Annotated in this window: 19 protein-coding genes, 1 tRNA gene and 1 rRNA gene; 8 read left to right on the forward strand and 13 right to left on the reverse strand. The window is 43.1% G+C overall.

What is annotated here, in order from left to right; translation table 11 throughout:
- The 5 genes from F955_RS13810 to F955_RS13830 form a co-directional block, all read right to left on the reverse strand.
- Positions 1-77: transfer RNA gene (locus tag F955_RS13810), tRNA-Ile, on the reverse strand.
- 61 nt (positions 78-138) lie between these two features.
- Positions 139-1,676: ribosomal RNA gene (locus F955_RS13815) — 16S ribosomal RNA — on the reverse strand.
- Between the two features lie 433 nt (positions 1,677-2,109).
- Positions 2,110-3,186, reverse strand: coding sequence for a DUF6670 family protein (locus F955_RS13820; protein WP_004896061.1), 1,077 nt, complete (start codon positions 3,184-3,186; stop codon positions 2,110-2,112).
- 18 nt (positions 3,187-3,204) lie between these two features.
- Positions 3,205-4,023, reverse strand: a complete 819-nt coding sequence (gene pssA, locus F955_RS13825) for a CDP-diacylglycerol--serine O-phosphatidyltransferase (protein WP_004896063.1) — start codon at positions 4,021-4,023, stop codon at positions 3,205-3,207.
- Between the two features lie 37 nt (positions 4,024-4,060).
- On the reverse strand, positions 4,061-4,918 hold the full coding sequence (locus F955_RS13830) for a 23S rRNA (adenine(2030)-N(6))-methyltransferase RlmJ (RefSeq protein ID WP_004896065.1): 858 nt from the start codon (positions 4,916-4,918) through the stop codon (positions 4,061-4,063).
- 114 nt (positions 4,919-5,032) lie between these two features.
- Between F955_RS13830 and F955_RS13835 the strand changes: the two genes are divergently transcribed.
- Positions 5,033-5,635 (forward strand): 2OG-Fe(II) oxygenase, encoded by a 603-nt coding sequence (locus F955_RS13835; RefSeq protein WP_004896067.1) that lies wholly within the window; start codon positions 5,033-5,035, stop codon positions 5,633-5,635.
- Positions 5,636-5,694: 59 nt separating this feature from the next.
- A complete protein-coding gene (locus tag F955_RS13840; protein ID WP_004896069.1) occupies positions 5,695-6,222 on the forward strand; it encodes a hypothetical protein in 528 nt (175 codons plus the stop codon).
- Between the two features lie 68 nt (positions 6,223-6,290).
- On the opposite strand, the gene F955_RS13845 is transcribed toward F955_RS13840, so the two are convergent.
- From F955_RS13845 to F955_RS13870, 6 genes are all read right to left on the reverse strand, one after another.
- On the reverse strand, positions 6,291-6,548 hold the full coding sequence (locus F955_RS13845) for a DUF2789 family protein (protein WP_004809704.1): 258 nt from the start codon (positions 6,546-6,548) through the stop codon (positions 6,291-6,293).
- Between the two features lie 117 nt (positions 6,549-6,665).
- Positions 6,666-6,920 (reverse strand): DUF2789 family protein, encoded by a 255-nt coding sequence (locus tag F955_RS13850; RefSeq protein WP_004809708.1) that lies wholly within the window; start codon positions 6,918-6,920, stop codon positions 6,666-6,668.
- A gap of 53 nt (positions 6,921-6,973) precedes the next feature.
- Entirely contained in the window at positions 6,974-7,252 is a 279-nt protein-coding gene (locus tag F955_RS13855) for a DUF2789 family protein (RefSeq protein ID WP_004809710.1), read from the reverse strand.
- 168 nt (positions 7,253-7,420) lie between these two features.
- Positions 7,421-8,407: a malate dehydrogenase gene (locus F955_RS13860; protein ID WP_004809714.1), complete on the reverse strand. Its 987-nt coding sequence runs from the start codon at positions 8,405-8,407 to the stop codon at positions 7,421-7,423.
- 173 nt (positions 8,408-8,580) lie between these two features.
- On the reverse strand, positions 8,581-9,219 hold the full coding sequence (locus F955_RS13865; RefSeq protein WP_004896072.1) for a ribonuclease T2 family protein: 639 nt from the start codon (positions 9,217-9,219) through the stop codon (positions 8,581-8,583).
- Between the two features lie 31 nt (positions 9,220-9,250).
- Entirely contained in the window at positions 9,251-11,152 is a 1,902-nt protein-coding gene (locus tag F955_RS13870; protein WP_228127701.1) for a lytic transglycosylase domain-containing protein, read from the reverse strand.
- A 366-nt stretch (positions 11,153-11,518) separates the two neighbouring features.
- Between F955_RS13870 and miaB the strand changes: the two genes are divergently transcribed.
- The 4 genes from miaB to F955_RS13890 all read left to right on the forward strand — a co-directional run bounded on the left by miaB (position 11,519) and on the right by F955_RS13890 (position 15,187).
- Positions 11,519-12,976, forward strand: coding sequence for a tRNA (N6-isopentenyl adenosine(37)-C2)-methylthiotransferase MiaB (gene miaB, locus F955_RS13875; RefSeq protein WP_004809718.1), 1,458 nt, complete (start codon positions 11,519-11,521; stop codon positions 12,974-12,976).
- A 39-nt stretch (positions 12,977-13,015) separates the two neighbouring features.
- On the forward strand, positions 13,016-14,092 hold the full coding sequence (locus F955_RS13880; protein ID WP_004896076.1) for a PhoH family protein: 1,077 nt from the start codon (positions 13,016-13,018) through the stop codon (positions 14,090-14,092).
- 22 nt (positions 14,093-14,114) lie between these two features.
- On the forward strand, positions 14,115-14,597 hold the full coding sequence (gene ybeY / locus F955_RS13885; RefSeq protein ID WP_004809720.1) for an rRNA maturation RNase YbeY: 483 nt from the start codon (positions 14,115-14,117) through the stop codon (positions 14,595-14,597).
- Between the two features lie 143 nt (positions 14,598-14,740).
- Positions 14,741-15,187 carry a hypothetical protein gene (locus F955_RS13890; protein WP_004896077.1) on the forward strand — a complete coding sequence of 149 codons (447 nt, stop codon included), beginning with the start codon at positions 14,741-14,743 and terminating at the stop codon, positions 15,185-15,187.
- Here F955_RS13890 and F955_RS13895 read toward each other — a convergent pair.
- The gene (locus F955_RS13895) at positions 15,122-16,147 is read right to left on the reverse strand and encodes an IS30-like element ISAba125 family transposase (protein ID WP_004994718.1); all 1,026 of its coding nucleotides are present in this window, start codon (positions 16,145-16,147) and stop codon (positions 15,122-15,124) included. The genes F955_RS13890 and F955_RS13895 overlap by 66 nt on opposite strands.
- A 113-nt stretch (positions 16,148-16,260) precedes the next feature.
- On the opposite strand from F955_RS13895, the gene F955_RS13900 reads away from it, so the two are divergent.
- A complete protein-coding gene (locus F955_RS13900; RefSeq protein ID WP_004896079.1) occupies positions 16,261-16,560 on the forward strand; it encodes an antibiotic biosynthesis monooxygenase family protein in 300 nt (99 codons plus the stop codon).
- On the opposite strand, the gene F955_RS13905 is transcribed toward F955_RS13900, so the two are convergent.
- Positions 16,557-17,420: an energy transducer TonB gene (locus tag F955_RS13905; protein ID WP_212749370.1), complete on the reverse strand. Its 864-nt coding sequence runs from the start codon at positions 17,418-17,420 to the stop codon at positions 16,557-16,559. The genes F955_RS13900 and F955_RS13905 overlap by 4 nt on opposite strands.
- A gap of 268 nt (positions 17,421-17,688) precedes the next feature.
- Here F955_RS13905 and F955_RS13910 point away from each other — a divergent pair, with 268 nt between their 5' ends.
- Entirely contained in the window at positions 17,689-18,378 is a 690-nt protein-coding gene (locus F955_RS13910; RefSeq protein WP_004896084.1) for a hypothetical protein, read from the forward strand.
- Positions 18,379-18,410: the final 32 nt, after the last annotated feature.

Here is an 18,410-nt window from a genome sequence, read left to right on the forward strand (position 1 = left end):
TGGTGGGTCTGACAAGACTTGAACTTGTGACCCCACGCTTATCAAGCGTGTGCTCTAACCAACTGAGCTACAGACCCTCAGATACATCGTCATGAAGAACAACTTGTTGTGGATTCTTACCAATCATCAATCTTTCGTTAAGGAGGTGATCCAGCCGCAGGTTCCCCTACGGCTACCTTGTTACGACTTCACCCCAGTCATCGGCCACACCGTGGTAAGCGTCCTCCTTGCGGTTAGACTACCTACTTCTGGTGCAACAAACTCCCATGGTGTGACGGGCGGTGTGTACAAGGCCCGGGAACGTATTCACCGCGGCATTCTGATCCGCGATTACTAGCGATTCCGACTTCACGCAGTCGAGTTGCAGACTGCGATCCGGACTACGATCGGCTTTTTGAGATTAGCATCCTCTCGCGAGGTAGCAACCCTTTGTACCGACCATTGTAGCACGTGTGTAGCCCTGGCCGTAAGGGCCATGATGACTTGACGTCGTCCCCGCCTTCCTCCAGTTTGTCACTGGCAGTATCCTTAAAGTTCCCGGCATAACCCGATGGCAAATAAGGAAAAGGGTTGCGCTCGTTGCGGGACTTAACCCAACATCTCACGACACGAGCTGACGACAGCCATGCAGCACCTGTATCTAAGTTCCCGAAGGCACCAATCCATCTCTGGAAAGTTCTTAGTATGTCAAGGCCAGGTAAGGTTCTTCGCGTTGCATCGAATTAAACCACATGCTCCACCGCTTGTGCGGGCCCCCGTCAATTCATTTGAGTTTTAGTCTTGCGACCGTACTCCCCAGGCGGTCTACTTATCGCGTTAGCTGCGCCACTAAAGCCTCAAAGGCCCCAACGGCTAGTAGACATCGTTTACGGCATGGACTACCAGGGTATCTAATCCTGTTTGCTCCCCATGCTTTCGTACCTCAGCGTCAGTATTAGGCCAGATGGCTGCCTTCGCCATCGGTATTCCTCCAGATCTCTACGCATTTCACCGCTACACCTGGAATTCTACCATCCTCTCCCATACTCTAGCTTTCCAGTATCGAATGCAATTCCTAAGTTAAGCTCAGGGATTTCACATCCGACTTAAAAAGCCGCCTACGCACGCTTTACGCCCAGTAAATCCGATTAACGCTCGCACCCTCTGTATTACCGCGGCTGCTGGCACAGAGTTAGCCGGTGCTTATTCTGCGAGTAACGTCCACTCACTTTAGGTATTAACTAAAGGAGCCTCCTCCTCGCTTAAAGTGCTTTACAACCAAAAGGCCTTCTTCACACACGCGGCATGGCTGGATCAGGCTTCCGCCCATTGTCCAATATTCCCCACTGCTGCCTCCCGTAGGAGTCTGGGCCGTGTCTCAGTCCCAGTGTGGCGGATCATCCTCTCAGACCCGCTACAGATCGTCGCCTTGGTAGGCCTTTACCCCACCAACTAGCTAATCCGACTTAGGCTCATCTATTAGCGCAAGGTCCGAAGATCCCCTGCTTTCCCCCGTAGGACGTATGCGGTATTAGCATTCCTTTCGGAACGTTGTCCCCCACTAATAGGCAGATTCCTAAGCATTACTCACCCGTCCGCCGCTAGGTCAGTTACCGAAGCAACCTTCCCCGCTCGACTTGCATGTGTTAAGCCTGCCGCCAGCGTTCAATCTGAGCCATGATCAAACTCTTCAGTTTAAAATCAATAGTGCTTTATTCAAAACACCAAATCTGGCTCATCAATTTTCTGACATTCATTTCTCAAATAAACTTCGAGTAATTTCTACCATTCAATCAATGAAAATAATTTCGATCAATCAACCAGTAAAAATCCACACAAGTTGTTCTTCATAATCTCTTAATGATCTTCTTGCTACTTCGTCAGCAGCAAGCTAGGTCGGCTATATTACTCTCTATCTCTAGAAAGTCAACCAGTAAATCAGATTATTTTTAAACTTATCAAATAAAACCTAACTCAACCAATCTTAACTAAGTTACTGTTTTATCAGAAGTTTTAATCTTCATCACCGCCGATGGATGTGCATTCTACAGTATTTCAGGAGGCTTGCAACCCCCTTTTTCAACAAAAACCACCGTCTGTTTATTTATTCTACAGAAATCAGCTTTTTCTCTATCTTTTGACTAAAAATGGTACAGAATCGGGCACGTTACTTAATATTTTTTCTTCTTTGCTGAGTTCCTGAAAGCGTAAAGCTCGACAATCGATGTATTCAATATAGCCCCCTTCCTCATTTTCTTCCTGATCATTGATCTTTACCTGATAGCTAAAACTCCCTACATAGCCTGCCCCAAGACCAAATTTAAAATCACCTCGACTTTGTCCTTGAATTGAAATCTGAATTCCATCTTTATTTTCACAGTGCCATTCGAATTCACGTGGTAAATACATTTTCTGGCCATTTGGTGTGGTCACACTTGGATAGACCCGATGCACTTTAAAAATTACCTTTTCATCCAGCATTTGGGTCTGCTGGCTTTCCAAATCTTTATAGTAAATGCGTGACTGAATAATCTTATTAAAGCTATCTCGTACCTGAACCAAAATAATCTGTCGGTTTTGACTCAGGTTAATCATCTGATAAGTCAAGAAAGCAAATGGCAAATAGGGAAACTTGAAACTACGAGCATATTCAAAGCTGCCCAGACTTTCGATTTGGTATTGTTGATCTTTATACTGAATGACACCTTCACACCAGCATGGAATCGACCAATAATCAGCCAAAGAAAATCGAAGCTGGGTAAAGTGGGTAATCAACTCGATAGCTCTAATTTTCAAATCAACACTGAGCTCGTCATCCTGGCGGGTGAAATGAAATTCCGGAAATATACTGCTCAATTGCTCACGTGTATGAAAATTAAAGTTACAGCTTTCAAAACGACACTCATTTTGGATGGAATAATGATTCAACTGACCGACCATGTGCGGACTGGTACTACAGATTACCGTTGCTGTATCCAAGGCATCCGTATGAATGGCATCGGGATTACATAGCATCGGCACATTCGGCTGACCGATCATGCTAAAAAAATTGAAATAATGCAGTGGCGCAGGCAGATTGGGAATAACAAAACGATGGTGAATATATTTATATTTTTTATTTGGACCATGACAGGCCAGATCGGCCTGGGCAGCAGGAGTCTGATTCAGCTGTTTCGAACGATCCAATAAATCCTGAAGAAACGCCATATCAGACTCTCCTGCATACTAGCTCACTTGTCGTTTCGCCATAAAAGTCGTAACAAAACCAGACAAAGCATAAATTACAGAGATAACCAGAATCCCGACCGGAATGTTGTAAGTCATCGCTGCAAAGATAAATACGGCAATTGGCAAGACAAAAAATGGAACCCGCTTACGCTCTACCGTTTTAAAAGAATAGTATTTGATATTAGAGATCATCAGCAAACCGGTAATCACAATCGCAACGGCATTGATGATCTGAACCACTGAATCTTTAATATCGAAAATTTCCGGGAAATCTAAACCGACCCAGACCAGCGAAATAATCATTACGGCAGCAAGTGGACTCGCGACGCCAATGAAGTAGCGCTTATCAACCACACCGATCTGCACATTGAAACGTGCCAGACGGAAAGCCGCACAAGCGGTATAAACAAAACATGCCGCCAGACCGATCCGGCCCAACTCACTTAAGCCCCAGCTGTACATCAAGATAGCAGGTGCTACACCAAAGGCCAGCATATCCGATAGCGAATCAAACTGTTCACCGAATGGACTTTGCGCCCCAATGGCACGTGCAACACGTCCATCCAGGCCATCGAGTAATGCTGCAATAAAAATCGCATAAATGGCTTGCTGAAAATTGCCATTCATACTGGCAATAATCGAGTAAAAACCTGCTAACAACGCTGCGGTTGTAATCAGGTTCGGCCATAGATAGATGCCTCGACGCTTAATTTTTTGCCCTTCGTGAGTATGCTCTTCTTCTTCCACCTCAAAGGTGATGCCATCAAAAGGCGCTTCGGTGGAAGAGTCACGTTCCGGTTTGCTTATATTTGTCATTCTTGTCGATCCTAGCTATGACCTGATCTTTAAAAAATTATTCGCCTACTAACCAGCGAACTGCGGCGTGACCACCAGTTTCCTGCATACGTAAATGCGGGAATAACCATTGAAGTGCTTCATCAGCATCTTCAGAGAACTTCCAAGGTGGGTTAATCACCAACAGACCACAACCATTTAAACCAACAGGAGTGTCGTCTGGCCATACACATATTTCACAGATCAGCTGACGGCGAATACCAGTCTTGAACATTTTTTTCTCGAAACGCTCAATCATGGCACGGTCTTTAATTGGATACCAAACAGCAAATACACCTGTCGGCCATTTTTTATAAGCTGCTGCAATCAACTCGACTAACTGAGGGAAATCTTTACGTTCCAGCTCATACGGCGGGTCGATCATTACCAGACCGCGTTTTTCTTTCGGTGGAATGACTGCGAGCAAACCTTCATAAGCATCACGCTCATGCAGACCAGCACGCTTGTCAAAAATATTCTGATCAAGCTGCTGGAAGACATCACGCTGCATTTCAAAAATGGTGGCTTTGTCGATTTCACGCATGCCTTCAAGGGCAAACCACGGGGAACCCGGATACGCGCCTTTACCAAAATTTTCACGCATTTTTTCAACAATTTTTAAATATTGCTGTATGCCTTCAGGGGCATTGCGCTTAATTGAATCATCCAGTTTAATCAGGCGATGAATACCGTTTAAGAACTCACCAGACTTCTGCGCTTCTGAAGTCGACAAGTCATATTTACCTGCGCCGCCATGCGTATCAATATAACGATATGGCTTGTCTTTATTATTAAGGCGAGACAAAATCTGAAGCAATAACACGTGCTTCATGACATCGGCAAAGTTGCCTGCATGGAAGTGGTGACGATAATTCATGTTTCAATTATTCCTAAGATCAATAGCTATTTTAACATGAAAAACTGATTCGTTCAGAAACGATTATTGCTCTAAAATAGCAAACCTTTTTACCACACGCTCGAGAATTGAAAAATGGAAGCAGTTGTCATCCCAGGGGATTGGAATGTTGATCAAATCTTAGATGATTTAGATCAACATGGCTTTAGTGTTGTTGACGGTGCTTATTCAATTGAATATCAACATGCGGTCAGTCAAGAATGCCTAAGTCACTTAAACGAATTTCGTGATGCCGCGATTCAAAATGGCGTAGTAAGCAACATCCGCAGTGATCATATTCTTTGGTTACAACCTAAATTTCAAATCTCTCACCAACATACCGAAACCCTGCAACAATTTTCTCAAGTTTTAAACCGCGCATTTTATTTGGGTATTAAAGATGTCGAAGCGCATTTTGCCTGCTATAACGCAGGTGAATTCTATGCTCTTCACCGCGACAACCCGCAAGGTAAGAATGGCCGCATGATTTCCTCGGTATATTATCTGCATGAAGAATGGCAAGATGACTGGGGGGGTAAACTACATTTACAAGATAAAAATGGACAGTGGCATACGATTTCACCTAAGCCCAACCGTTTAGCATTCTTCCAAAGTGATTTATTGCACGAAGTATTAGTAGCCAAACATCAACGTTTATCCATTACCGCGTGGTTACGCTCAGATACCTCTTTAATCTAGCCTTTAAAAGCAGACAATCATCCTCATATAGCAATCATTAAGACACGAGGACTGCGTTCATGCGACCAACCACCAAAGAGATCATTGCACGCATTGGTGAAACAGATCAGCTATTTTTAAATGGCAATACCCCTGAGCTGGCGCTTGAACGGGCTGACCTTCGCCTGCAACTGGTAGCGATCAGCCAGTTACGTCAGGAACAGGTGCATTTTCTGCAAGAAGCGATTGTTCTGCTGGAACAAGGTCGAATCGAGTTTGAAGAAATGCCACTCGATCTTTATATCAATCTGTCATTGCATTTGGCTAAAGCCTACATGATCTATTTTGAACTGACTAAAGAAAATCGCTATGCACTGATTACCCAGCAGATTTTAAAACCGATGACCCGTTATGAGCATGCGGATATCTATTTCTTCCTGGCATATGCCTCAGCAAGCAAAAAAGAACCGGCTATGACCCGTCACTGGTTAAATAAATACAGTAAATTGAACAATTTTGATCTGGAACTGGTAGATCAACATCCAGCATTTGAAGAATACCGTCAACAGGACTGGTTTATTCAAATTCTACACAGCCGGATGCATTAAAACTGCGAAATTATTCTCATAAAAAATGCCTCATGAATGAGGCATTTTTTATAACTAGTTTTATCTTCTTAAGCCAGTCGACGGCGATCGGCATCTAAGTGTAACTGTTGATTCAGTTCATCAACCCAAATTGCCCAGTCATCGTCTTGTACCAAATGACTAATTAACAATGAACGCTGTGCTTTATTCCAGAAATGCGCATCATGCAATGAGATTTCCTTAGGTAACTGATGAGTACGTACATATAGCTCAATGGCAGCAGGACTATTCGGCAAACCAAGTTGCGAAAATAATAGGGGTAAGGATGGTTGCATTGTTCCGAGCATCTCGCCCTCCTTATATCAGTTAATTTGTAATTCTTTATAGAACTAACTTATAAGATAAGACAAAAAAAACCTAGTCCTGTGACTAGGTTTGTTTGTATCTTTTTGTATAAAAGTGGACTAAGCGCTTTGCTTGTCACTCTCTACATGCAGTAATTGATTGAGCTTATCAATAATTACAATCCATTCATCATCTTGATGCCAATGTTCACGAAGAAATGCACTCTGCCCCTCACTCCAAAATTCCGCATCTGGCAGAATAACTTCAGATGGAAGCTGATGGGTACGGGTAAATTCATCAATCGACCTTTCATCTGCTGGCAGGCCGAGTTGTTCAAATAATAATTCTAAAGTAGGTTGCTGTTCCAATACCATTTGATTGCTCCGTAATAGAAATAAAAAATAATTTGCTGCTAGTTTTTTAACGTTCAAGGATGTGAGGAGGTCGGCAGATCACAAGTACCTGAACCCTCTGCTTCTATATGCAATTGTTCATTCAGTACATCGACAAAAATGGCCCAATCATCATCTTGCTTCCAATGCCCAATTAGAAAGTCATGTTGGTTCTTGGTCCAAAAAGGTGCTTTATGTAATGGCACATCCATCCCGATCTGATGGGTTCTGATAAATTCATCGATTGCTTCAGGGCTTGAATCCAAGCCGAGTTGCTCAAAAAAAACTTCCATGGTAGGTCGCTGCTCTAACATCTCAGTACCTCCTCTTTTATTGATGACTCTGCTTACAAATTAAACGACTTATATAGAAAGTTCAGTTGTCGCTCTTTGACAGGATGTTATTTTTTGTTTTTAGGATATTCTGAAATAAAAAAGCACTCCATTTGGAGTGCTTTTTTTATTTAATCTTAAAAGACTAAATTAGTTAAGCATGTCAGCCACTGCTGCGCGCTCTTCTTCAAGTTCGTTCAATGTAACATTGATACGTTCACGGCTGAATTCGTCGATTTCAAGACCTTGAACGATTTTGTATTCACCGTTTTCAGTCGTTACAGGGAAACCGAACATTACGCCTTCAGGGATACCATAAGAACCGTCAGAAGGAATACCCATCGTTACCCATTTGCCGTTAGTGCCAAGAGCCCAATCGCGCATATGATCGATTGCAGCGTTTGCAGCAGAAGCAGCAGAAGACAGACCACGTGCTTCAATGATCGCAGCACCACGTTTACCAACTGTTGGAAGGAATACGTCTTTGTTCCATGCAGCATCGTTGATTTTGTCTTTCAAGCTTTCGCCGTTTACGTTTGCAAAACGGTAGTCAGCATACATCGTTGGAGAGTGATTACCCCAAACAGTCATGTTTTCGATGTCAGAAACTGCAACACCCGCTTTTTGCGCAAGTTGAGTCAACGCACGGTTGTGGTCAAGACGTAACATTGCTGTGAAGTTTTTCGCTGGAAGATCTGGCGCAGATTTCATTGCGATGTAAGCATTTGTATTCGCAGGGTTACCCACAACAAGCACTTTAACGTCACGGCTAGCAACTTCGTTCAGTGCTTGACCTTGACCGATAAAGATTTCGCCGTTTACCTTAAGAAGGTCAGCACGTTCCATACCAGGACCACGTGGACGAGAACCTACTAACAATGCATAGTCAGCATCTTTGAATGCAACTTTAGGATCATCAGTACCGATCATGCCTGCCAATAATGGGAAAGCACAGTCGTCAAGTTCCATCATCACGCCTTTAAGCGCTTGTTGAGCTTTCTCAACAGGAATTTCTAATAATTGAAGAATAACTGGTTGGTCTTTACCCAACATTTCACCGCTAGCGATACGGAATAATAGGCTGTAACCAATTTGACCAGCAGCGCCAGTAACGGCAACGCGAACAGGTTGCTTCATGTAATTATCTCCAATTGAGAGGATAGTCAATGCGGATTAAATAGCTGTTCTATCTAATCTTAATAATCATAAACGGCAAAGATTGTACTCCAATCCTTTCGGAGATGCATGTAAAAGCGAATGAATTCCAACAAAAGTCTGATAGGAAATATAAATTAATTTGGCTGAAAAGCTTAGTATGTACCTTTAATTGTAATGTTCTGAGGGCAGGTATTTACTATACTGCTCGGACATTGCTTATATTGGCCATTGCTGCGATAGCACACCTTAACCGCAGTCAGCAGGCTGACACTACGGTTGGTCTGGCAGTTAAACCGGATGCCGCTGGCGGGTAATTGCGGATTAATCTTAAGGAATTTTGTACGCAATGTATTAATCGACATGACCATGTTTTCTTGGTCTGTCAGTTCCTGTGGTACTTTCAGACGATCCGCATAATTAATAATGGTCCGAAAATACTGGCTGGCACTCATGGGAATACACCCTCCAGTACTCTGCCATAAGCGTGCCCGTGAAGCCTCGTCCGGCATGACACGAGCAACCACCTTGGCTTGTAAAGGTGGAAGTGCGGATGAAGTCTGCGTGCTGCAATCCTGTTGACTGGTTTCAGGAAATAAGCCGGAGATATTCAAGGAATAACCTTCCAGACATTTTCGCTTTTTGGCCAATTCAGGATACAGACTGCAAAGTGCGGGAACCATCTGCACATCCATGATATAGCCCGTCGGTGCCGCAAGCGCAGGAAAACTCCCTCCTGCGACTATACAAGCAGAAAGCCATACTGATACTCGACGACTATTCATTAACTTCATGAATAATTCACTATCCCTAAATCATTAATTTTTATTGTGTACTACGTAGCGGAATTGCTTGCATACGTTTCCCGATTGATTGTGCTCCCTGGCCCAATAGGATGCCATAATGTGTCGCATTGGTCATGACATGTTTCACATAATCCCGTGTTTCTAATAAAGGAATGGTTTCCGTGTACTGATCTGCTGCTAGATTCTGTAAGTCTGGCTGCCAACGGCGTGCGCGATTCGGTCCGGCATTATAACCTGCCGTTGCTAAAACAGGACTGTTGCTGAGCTGGCGTTGAATCGTAGACAAATAGAAGGTGCCATAACGAACATTGGTATTCATATCGCTTAATGCTGCCGGATTATAGGTTTCGCCCATCTGACGCGCGACCAGTTTGGCCGTATCTGGCATGATCTGCATCAAGCCACCTGCCCCGACATGTGAACGCGCCACAGTATTAAATCGGCTTTCCTGACGCATCAAACCATAAGCCCATGCCGGATCAACACTGGCATTCTGGCTATGGCTGACCACATAATTTCGATATGGCATTGGGAAACGGTAATCATAGTTGTGCTTATTCACTGTACGATCTGCAGCATAAATAGCACGGTCATGCCAGCCCATATCATGCGCACGTTTCGCTGCGGCAAGCAGTAGATCATCATCATGTTTCAAGTAAGCCTGACGCACGGCCCAGTTCCATTCACGGTTTACATACGCAGCTGAAGCATTGATATTACGCAAGGCAAAAGCACGGCGGAAATGAATATCCTGATTCAGGCGTTGCATGGCCTGAGCAGAAGGCTGTGCGGATTTCGGCGTACCTAAGGTTAACTGTCCTAAGCGGTCACGTGCCAGCAAGTTATGATAATCATCACCAGTGGCCAGTTTTCGATAAATATCTTCAGCTGCTTTTTTTGATGCTCGGTCTGAGCGCTGTTCACTTGCACGAGCCAGCCAGTATTGCCAGCGGTCTTCCTGTTTCTGGGTCACACTCATCGCATCAATCGCCCGAATCAGACTTTCCCAAGCGCTAAAGCGAATCGCCTGACGTGCATAAATTTCTGCTTCTTCCGGACTAAATGACAGGCCATAACTCAGATCCAGATAATTCAGGACTTCACGATTAAAGTTGTTCTTCATCACCGTGGTGCCACCGATATAGCCGACTACACGGTACAAAGCTTTTTGGATCTGTTCAGGGGTGCCTTCAGCAGTACGTCGCACACTCGAAAATGCTGTATTCAGATCACTATCCGCCAGTCGCCCCATGGCATACACCAGATAAGCATGATCAGCAGTGGTCGCTTTGGGTGCCGTCCATAAATAGGCTGTCGGATTGGCCTGAATGCTATTAAGCTGCGCCAAAGAAAGGTTGAGGCCGATACTCTGGGCGGTCGCAATCGCCTGTCCAGACTGACCGGCACGCAATTGTGTCCAGAGTCGTTGCTGACGGTCTTCAATGGTTAATAAGGGACTGGACAGCATCATTCGACCTAAACCGGCACAGGATTCCGGTTGAGAATTGGTGGTCAGCCAGACATCTTTATATTCGGCATAGACCAGAGGATCACCACTTTTGGCACGTACCTGAGCAATCGCGCAGCTTTCTGCCTGATCTGGATTGGTCACATATTGCAGGACCGGCTGTGCTGCTGAAAAATCGGCCTGCTTTACTTTTTCTTCAACATAGTCTGCTGCCAGCTTTTCTGCCATGGCAGATTGCGGATAACGCTGGGCAAAATTAATAATCTGACTGGCCGGCTGCATGCCAAGATTTTGATTCAGAATCCAGTATTCCGGGTAGTAACCCAAGGCATCATTTTGCATGGCTGCACGATACTGTTGTAATAATTCAATATTTCCAGCATTTGCCGCAGTGAGTGCGTCATTAAATTGTTCTTCGGCAGCTTGAACGCCCATTGAACTCAGACAGGCCATCCCTACAGTGAATAATCTTGAATATTTATGTGTACTTATAATCTGTTTCAACATTAACTTAACTTCTATCATGTAGTTCGTGCCAGACAATTTTGTTCAACATCGGTGCTAGTTTATAAATTCTAGACCGACTCTACTGTTCTCTTATGTAACCTTATGATTCAGCAATATTAATTTTCAAACATTTTCTGTCCATAAATCAATATTTTCAGGCCACCAATAAAGGCTATAAGTTTAAGCGACTTTCCTGCTAAAATATGCGACTTCCAAAAAATTCATTCTGTGAATTGAATTCTAATTGACCTGATTCGCAGATTAATAAGGTCGTCCGTTCACAATTTAAACGTATTATCCCTAGGAGCCTTCATGACGGTTCAAACCTTCATTCCGAAGAGTGCCCCAGCTGCCTCAGAAAACACTGTTACCCAGCCAGCGCACACCCCAGCCCACGATGCTACAGTCAAAAAACTGTACATTGAAACGCAAGGGTGTCAGATGAATGAGTATGACAGTCATCGTATGGCCGACCTTTTGGGCGACTCACATGGCTATGTGCTAACCACTGACCCTAAAGAAGCAGATATTCTTCTGATGAATACTTGCTCAATTCGTGAAAAAGCACAAGAAAAAGTATTCTCTGAATTGGGTCGCTGGCGCAAACTAAAAGAAAAAAATCCGGATCTGATTATTGGTGTGGGTGGCTGTGTTGCTTCACAAGAAGGTGACAACATTCAGAAACGTGCCAATTATGTTGACATGATTTTTGGTCCACAAACCCTGCACCGTTTGCCGCAAATGCTGGATCAGCATTTTGAGCAAGTAGAAAAGCCAAAGAAAGATAAAATTAAACTGGTTGATATTTCCTTCCCGGATATTGAAAAATTCGACTTCCTGCCTGAACCACGTGTTGAAGGTTATAAAGCCTTTGTATCAATTATGGAAGGCTGTTCAAAATACTGTTCTTTCTGTGTGGTGCCGTATACCCGCGGTGAAGAAGTATCACGTCCGCTGGATGATGTCCTGGCAGAAATTGCAGGTCTGGCAGAAAAAGGCGTACGTGAGATTTCACTATTGGGTCAGAACGTAAATGGCTATCGTGGTGAAACCTTTGATGGCAAGATCTGTACTTTTGCCGATCTGTTACGTTTAGTTGCAGAAATTCCAGGTATTGGCCGCTTACGTTATACCACGTCGCATCCACTCGAATTTAATGATGACCTGATTCAATGCTACCGTGACCTGCCACAAATGGTGTCACATCTGCATTTACCAGTACAAAGTGGTTCCAATGACGTCCTTCAAGCGATGAAGCGTAACCATACGATTGATGTCTATATCGAGAAAATTGCCAAACTCCGTAAAGTCCGTCCGGATATGCACTTATCTTCAGATTTCATTATTGGTTTCCCGGGTGAAACCGACGACAACTTCGAAGAAACATATCAGTTTATTAAAGATATGGACTTTGATCATTCGTACAGCTTTGTGTATTCAAAACGTCCGGGTACGCCTGCTGCGGAACTTGAAGACACTACACCTGAACAGGTGAAAAAAGAACGTCTGGCAAAAGTTCAAAAATGGATCAAGCAATCCAGTATTGAGAAAACGGATGCGATGCTTGGCACCATTCAACGTGTTCTCATAGAAAAAGTTTCTGACAAGGATCCAAATGTCCTGGTAGGCACCGCAGATAACACACGTTATGTGACATTTATCGGTGATCCTGCATGGGTTGGACGTTTTGCCGAGATTGAAATCACTGAAATAAAAACACTCAATTTAGTTTACGGTGAGCTATTGAATCTTGAGCCTGACGTGGCGTAATGTAGGGATATAAGAACCCATCTCTATAAGGAACTCTCTTTGACAGCAGCGATTCGACGTACAGTAGCTTTTCCTGGAATTTCAATGGACCGTTTACAGAGCATGCTCGGTGCTTATAACGGTCATTTGAAGCAAATTGAACAACGTTTAGACGTCAAAGTTTCCCATCGAGGCGATAGCTTTTTTATTGATGGTGAGATCGATGCCGTTGAGAGAGCGGAGTTGCTCCTACAGCGACTTCATGAAGAATCTGAACAGAGCGGTCAGATCAGTGCAGATACCCTGCACCTGATGATCCAAGGCAGCCAAACCGACCGTGAATTGCAGGACAACCTGCATGATCAGGAACATACTGGTCTGGACAATGTCTGGCTGCAGACTCGCAAAGGCCGTATCAATCCACGTGGTGCCAACCAGAAACGTTATGTACAACGCATTCTGCAAAGTGACATTTCTTTCGGTATTGGTCCTGCCGGTACAGGTAAAACCTATCTGGCGGTAGCAGCTGCAGTGGACATGCTGGAACGTAATGAGATTCAGCGTATCCTCTTGGTACGTCCTGCGGTAGAAGCCGGTGAAAAACTTGGCTTCCTGCCGGGTGATCTGTCACAAAAAATCGATCCATACTTACGTCCGCTTTACGATGCCCTGTATGAAATGCTGGGTTTCGAAAAAGTAGCCAAATTGATTGAACGTCAGATCATTGAAGTGGCACCACTGGCTTATATGCGTGGTCGTACCTTGAATCACTCCTTTGTGATTCTGGACGAAGCACAGAACACGACACCTGAACAGATGAAAATGTTTTTGACCCGCCTGGGCTTTGGCTCTCGTGCAGTGATTACCGGTGACGTGACCCAGGTCGACTTGCCACGTGGTCAGCAATCTGGTTTGGCCCATTCACTTCGTGTATTGGAAAATGTGAAAGAGATTCATATCACCCGCTTCCATTCCCGTGATGTGGTACGTCATCAGCTGGTTCAGAAAATCGTTGAAGCCTATGAGGGCTGGGATAGTGAACAACAACGTTTAACTGCCGAAGCACGTGCCGAACGCAAAGCACGTCAGGAAGCCTTGGTCGCTGAAAATGATGCGGCAGCTGACGCCCAGCATTAATATTTACTTTTAAGGATTTGTTTTGAAACTTAGTCTTAGTCTACAACAGGATTTTCAGGCACCTGAACTCGTGATTAAGCGTGCCTATATCAAGAAAGTTGTAGAAACTGCTTTACGTCATATCGGTACGCAAAGTGATTGTGAAATTGGTATTGCCTGTGTCGACAATGATGAAAGCCACAAACTGAATCTGGAATATCGCGGAAAGGACAAACCCACCAATGTGTTGTCTTTTCCAAGTGATCTTCCGGATGAAATGGCAGAAGTTTTGGATGCTTTTCCGATTGGAGACTTGGTCATCTGTATCCCAGTGGTATTGCGTGAAGCCGTTGAACAAGGCAAAGCACCTTTGACTCACTTTACCCATATGCTGGTTCATGGCACCTTGCACCTGATGGGCTATGATCATGAGACTTCAGATGAAGATGCAGAAGAGATGGAAGGCATTGAGATCGAGATTCTGGCAAAATTCGGTTTTGCAAATCCATATCTGGAAAGAGACTAAAATTTTCCGACTATAAAAAGTGAGCTTCGGCTCGCTTTTTTATGCCTGTAAATAGCAATCAAATCAATGCTATTTAATTCAACCAAAGCTGATAAAATACACCTCATAACAATAAAGATGATTAGCTAAAGTTCAGGATAAAAATGAAAAAGATTCTTCTCGTATTGCTACTCATGGGTACTTCCCTTCTATCTTCAACGCTTTATGCAAGTTCAAAGACGCTATGTAAAGAAACTCAATTTCAAAAAGCAGATGAAGTCTGGACAGGTCATTATTATTTAAATGGCGTCATGGAAACAGGCTCTGAAATGCTGTTATTGCCTGAAGGTAAATTTAAATGGTATCTAACTTATGGAGCCCTAGATCAATATGCTGAAGGTAGATGGTGGAAAAATGGCAACTGCATCGGTTTAAAACCTGAGCGTAAATATAAAAAGCATCTGAGGATTTTTCCAAAGCATCTAAAAATTGAAGGCAAATTTTTAAATGTGATTTGGAACAGTTCCGGAGAACACGGGGCGAATTCAAACATGAGGTGCGACAGTTTCAAAAGCCATATGATAATCAACAAGCTGAGCAAATTTCTCTAATGGTGTAAGCCAATCTAACGCCTTTCTAGGACGAGTATTCAGTGACATGGCAACTTGATTTAAATAATGCTGATCTGCCTGATTTAAATCAATCCCTTTAGGTAAATATTGCCTAATTAAACCATTCATATTTTCGCATGTGCCTTTTTGCCAAGGTGAATGTGGGTCACAGAAATATACATCTATGCCTAAATCTTCTTCGAGTATTTTATGTTCTGACATCTCGCGTCCACGGTCATAGGTCAACGTTTTACGCAGTTCTGCAGGTAAATATTTCAGAGCTTCAGTTAAAGCCTTGCGCACTGATTCTGCCTTTGCATCAGGTAATGTTGCCAAGATACAGAGCCGTGTATTTCGTTCAATAAGTGTTGCTATCGAACTTTTATTGTCTTTACCTTTAATTAAATCAGCTTCCCAATGACCCGGTATTTTTCTTTCTTGAACTTCGGCTGGGCGCTCATGAATAGTTTTAATATCCTGTAATATAGAATCTTTTTTAGGTTCACCGTTAGCTTTTCGCTTTTTATTTTCATGACGCAGACAGGATAATAAGTCTTTTTTCAACTCACCCTTTGGTAATGCTCGTATCGTTGAATAAATCGTTGTATGGCTTACATTCATTGTTTGATCCAAATCAGGAAATGTCTTTAAACGCTTTGCTATTTGCTGAGGAGACCATAAACAACGGATCGCTTCAACAATAAATTTCCAGAGGATTGAATCGATTTTGAGTTTTCTGTGACCACGTCTACGTCTAGCGAAGGTGTTATCAGAAGCATATCGAGCTTGATAAACGTCATTGATGCTATTTCTTTTAAGCTCACGATAGATCGTACTAGGATGTCTTTTAATGAGTTCAGCAAATTTTCTGGCTGAAAAGCCTTCTTTTCTTGACTCAAGCATTAATGCAGTACGATCTTCAAAGTTAAGATGATGGTATGACAATTTTATATACTCCATAAACCCTTTAAATTAATTAGGTGGTTTATGTCGCACTTCAAGTTTTACTCTGCCCGGTTATTATCATCGTGTGGAAGAATAATTTCAGAAATTAGTTAAAATTAGAAGTTACTATGCAATATGTCGTTATTTTTAAAGCTAAAATTAAGCAGTTAGACACAGATTACTTTGCCACTGCCCAACAGATGCGGGAAAAGGCCTTGACCCAGTTTCACTGTCAGCATTTTGAAAGTTTAACTGAAGGAATCACTGAGATTGCACTTTCCTACTGGAGCAGCCTGCAGGATATTCATGCCTGGCATCAGGACGCTGAACACCAGGCCGCGCAACAATTCGGTAAAGATAACTGGTATCGCTATTTCAGCGTGGATGTCTGTAAGGTATTACGCCATTATGAAACAGCGCCAGATTAACGCACTTCAAACTCGGCTTCTGCCGGATCAAAACGCCAGGTTCGGATAATTCGTAATTCTGAAATATCTTTCATGTTGGCATCAAAAGCACCAAACGGCGCAGCCTTACGTAATGAGGTTCGAGCAGCTTCATCCAATACAGTATGACCAGAAGATTCCAACAATCGAATCGCTCGAATACCCCCATTTTGATTCAGGATCACCATTAAGCGGACGTCACCCGCCAAGCGCTGTATACGGGCAGATTCAGGATAAAAACGATTCCCATAAAATTCGACTTTTTGACGGAATTTTTCCAGATAAGCTGCAGATACATCCTGCTTGGCTTGGATACCGTCAACAGTTTTAATTTTCTGCTGACGGCTAAAGTTTTTCTGGCGCTGCGTATATTGAGCTTCCAGACTCGCGACCATAGCAGCTTTGGCTTGAAACTGGCTGTTGAGTTCTTCCTGACGTTTCTTGCGCTGATTTTCTTCTGCCTGTTTCTGCCAGCTTAGGGTTGTCATCAGAACTTTTTCTTCAAAGCTCAACTCTTGTTTTTGTTGCAGCATATCTTGGCTGTTTTGAAATATTTCTTCTTTTCCAGCTGTCTGATCCGGCATCGGCAATGGAGCATCACTGGACATACGATGCGCTTCACGGAACTGACCGGAACCTTGCTGATCTATCTGGGCAAGAAAATCAGCATGCTCGATTTTGTCATTACTGATTCGCAGGCTGACTGCAATTTCCTTGGTCGAAGTATCCTGTTCCGATGGCATTCCAAACTGCAGCATTAAAATCATGATATGTAACAATGCAGCAATCCCTACAGCACTGCTAAAAATTGGATCTTTCCACCATGATTTAACCAAGGGCATCAGGGTCATTCTAGTCACATTTTTCAGGCTCAGCCAGGAGCCTTTATCCTTAATATCTTGCAAAGAAAATTTTTCAATATACAAACATTGATACATCTTTCACTTTGAGTAGATAGTGAGAGCTATATCAAATCTTCTACGTTGTATAAACAAAACACTAAAAATGGTGCAATTTATTTTGCTAAACTGCAAGCACACGCTCTTGTATTTTTTATACTTTTCGACAAGATACATGCTATCAAAAATATAGTTGCCAGGATGCTTCCATATGCAAACCATCATTTCCAATATTTCCAGACGCATTCGCCAGGTGTATCAGAAGGCGGAAGGGTTTATTGAAGATGAACGCGAGTTTCCCCTCTCTCAGGTATTTTTGAATGCAACTTTTCAGCGTTTTGTGACTGATAACGTCAAAGCCTTAAAAGATCTGCATGCGGATCTGCATGATGACTGGTTACGCTTATATGCAACACTTGATTACAATGGCATGGTCATTACTCTGTCTGTTGACCTGAAACTGGTACAGATGGAGCTGAATAAAGACCGTCAGCTGATTGTTTTTGAACAGATTAGCGATACCCAAGTAATTGATGCTAAATACCCAAATATGTTCTATAAAATTGGCGTACGTTGTGCCCTATTTTTCTATCAGCGCATTTTGAATAAAGATCCTCTCGGTATGATTCTGGAAAAGCTGGGTGTAATTAAAGTTGTTGATGACTTATTACATTTAGATCTTAACCGCTGGCTCGGTAAAAGCCGATCAGTGATTGATACTTTGTCTAAAGTACATGTCAATCATGCTGTATTACGTGAGGCTGAACTGGTCGTTAGTGGAAATGTGAATCTAGCAGCCTTGTTCAGAAAGCTGTCTCAAGAAAAAGAAGAAAGCTGGGATGATGCAGATGAATTTAGTGAAAATCAGGTCACCCCAATCAAGCAAAAACAAGATTCGTAAAGTGTTTAAGTTGTGAAACAACAATGAAAAAA

This window comes from Acinetobacter schindleri CIP 107287, assembly GCF_000368625.1.
GTDB classification, from domain to species: domain Bacteria; phylum Pseudomonadota; class Gammaproteobacteria; order Pseudomonadales; family Moraxellaceae; genus Acinetobacter; species Acinetobacter schindleri.

Coding starts and splice junctions, on each gene's coding strand:
- miaB (WP_004809718.1), top strand. CDS start 11,519: ATGACGGTTCAAACCTTCATTCCGAAGAGTGCCCCAGCTGCCTCAGAA.
- F955_RS13820 (WP_004896061.1), bottom strand. CDS start 3,186: ATGGCGTTTCTTCAGGATTTATTGGATCGTTCGAAACAGCTGAATCAG.
- F955_RS13850 (WP_004809708.1), bottom strand. CDS start 6,920: ATGGTATTGGAACAGCAACCTACTTTAGAATTATTATTTGAACAACTC.
- F955_RS13900 (WP_004896079.1), top strand. CDS start 16,261: ATGCAATATGTCGTTATTTTTAAAGCTAAAATTAAGCAGTTAGACACA.
- F955_RS13910 (WP_004896084.1), top strand. CDS start 17,689: ATGCAAACCATCATTTCCAATATTTCCAGACGCATTCGCCAGGTGTAT.
- F955_RS13890 (WP_004896077.1), top strand. CDS start 14,741: ATGAAAAAGATTCTTCTCGTATTGCTACTCATGGGTACTTCCCTTCTA.
- F955_RS13865 (WP_004896072.1), bottom strand. CDS start 9,219: ATGAAGTTAATGAATAGTCGTCGAGTATCAGTATGGCTTTCTGCTTGT.
- F955_RS13840 (WP_004896069.1), top strand. CDS start 5,695: ATGCGACCAACCACCAAAGAGATCATTGCACGCATTGGTGAAACAGAT.
- F955_RS13835 (WP_004896067.1), top strand. CDS start 5,033: ATGGAAGCAGTTGTCATCCCAGGGGATTGGAATGTTGATCAAATCTTA.
- F955_RS13855 (WP_004809710.1), bottom strand. CDS start 7,252: ATGTTAGAGCAGCGACCTACCATGGAAGTTTTTTTTGAGCAACTCGGC.
- F955_RS13860 (WP_004809714.1), bottom strand. CDS start 8,407: ATGAAGCAACCTGTTCGCGTTGCCGTTACTGGCGCTGCTGGTCAAATT.
- F955_RS13895 (WP_004994718.1), bottom strand. CDS start 16,147: ATGGAGTATATAAAATTGTCATACCATCATCTTAACTTTGAAGATCGT.
- F955_RS13870 (WP_228127701.1), bottom strand. CDS start 11,152: ATGGCCTGTCTGAGTTCAATGGGCGTTCAAGCTGCCGAAGAACAATTT.
- F955_RS13845 (WP_004809704.1), bottom strand. CDS start 6,548: ATGCTCGGAACAATGCAACCATCCTTACCCCTATTATTTTCGCAACTT.
- F955_RS13905 (WP_212749370.1), bottom strand. CDS start 17,420: ATGCCCTTGGTTAAATCATGGTGGAAAGATCCAATTTTTAGCAGTGCT.
- F955_RS13830 (WP_004896065.1), bottom strand. CDS start 4,918: ATGAATTATCGTCACCACTTCCATGCAGGCAACTTTGCCGATGTCATG.
- pssA (WP_004896063.1), bottom strand. CDS start 4,023: ATGACAAATATAAGCAAACCGGAACGTGACTCTTCCACCGAAGCGCCT.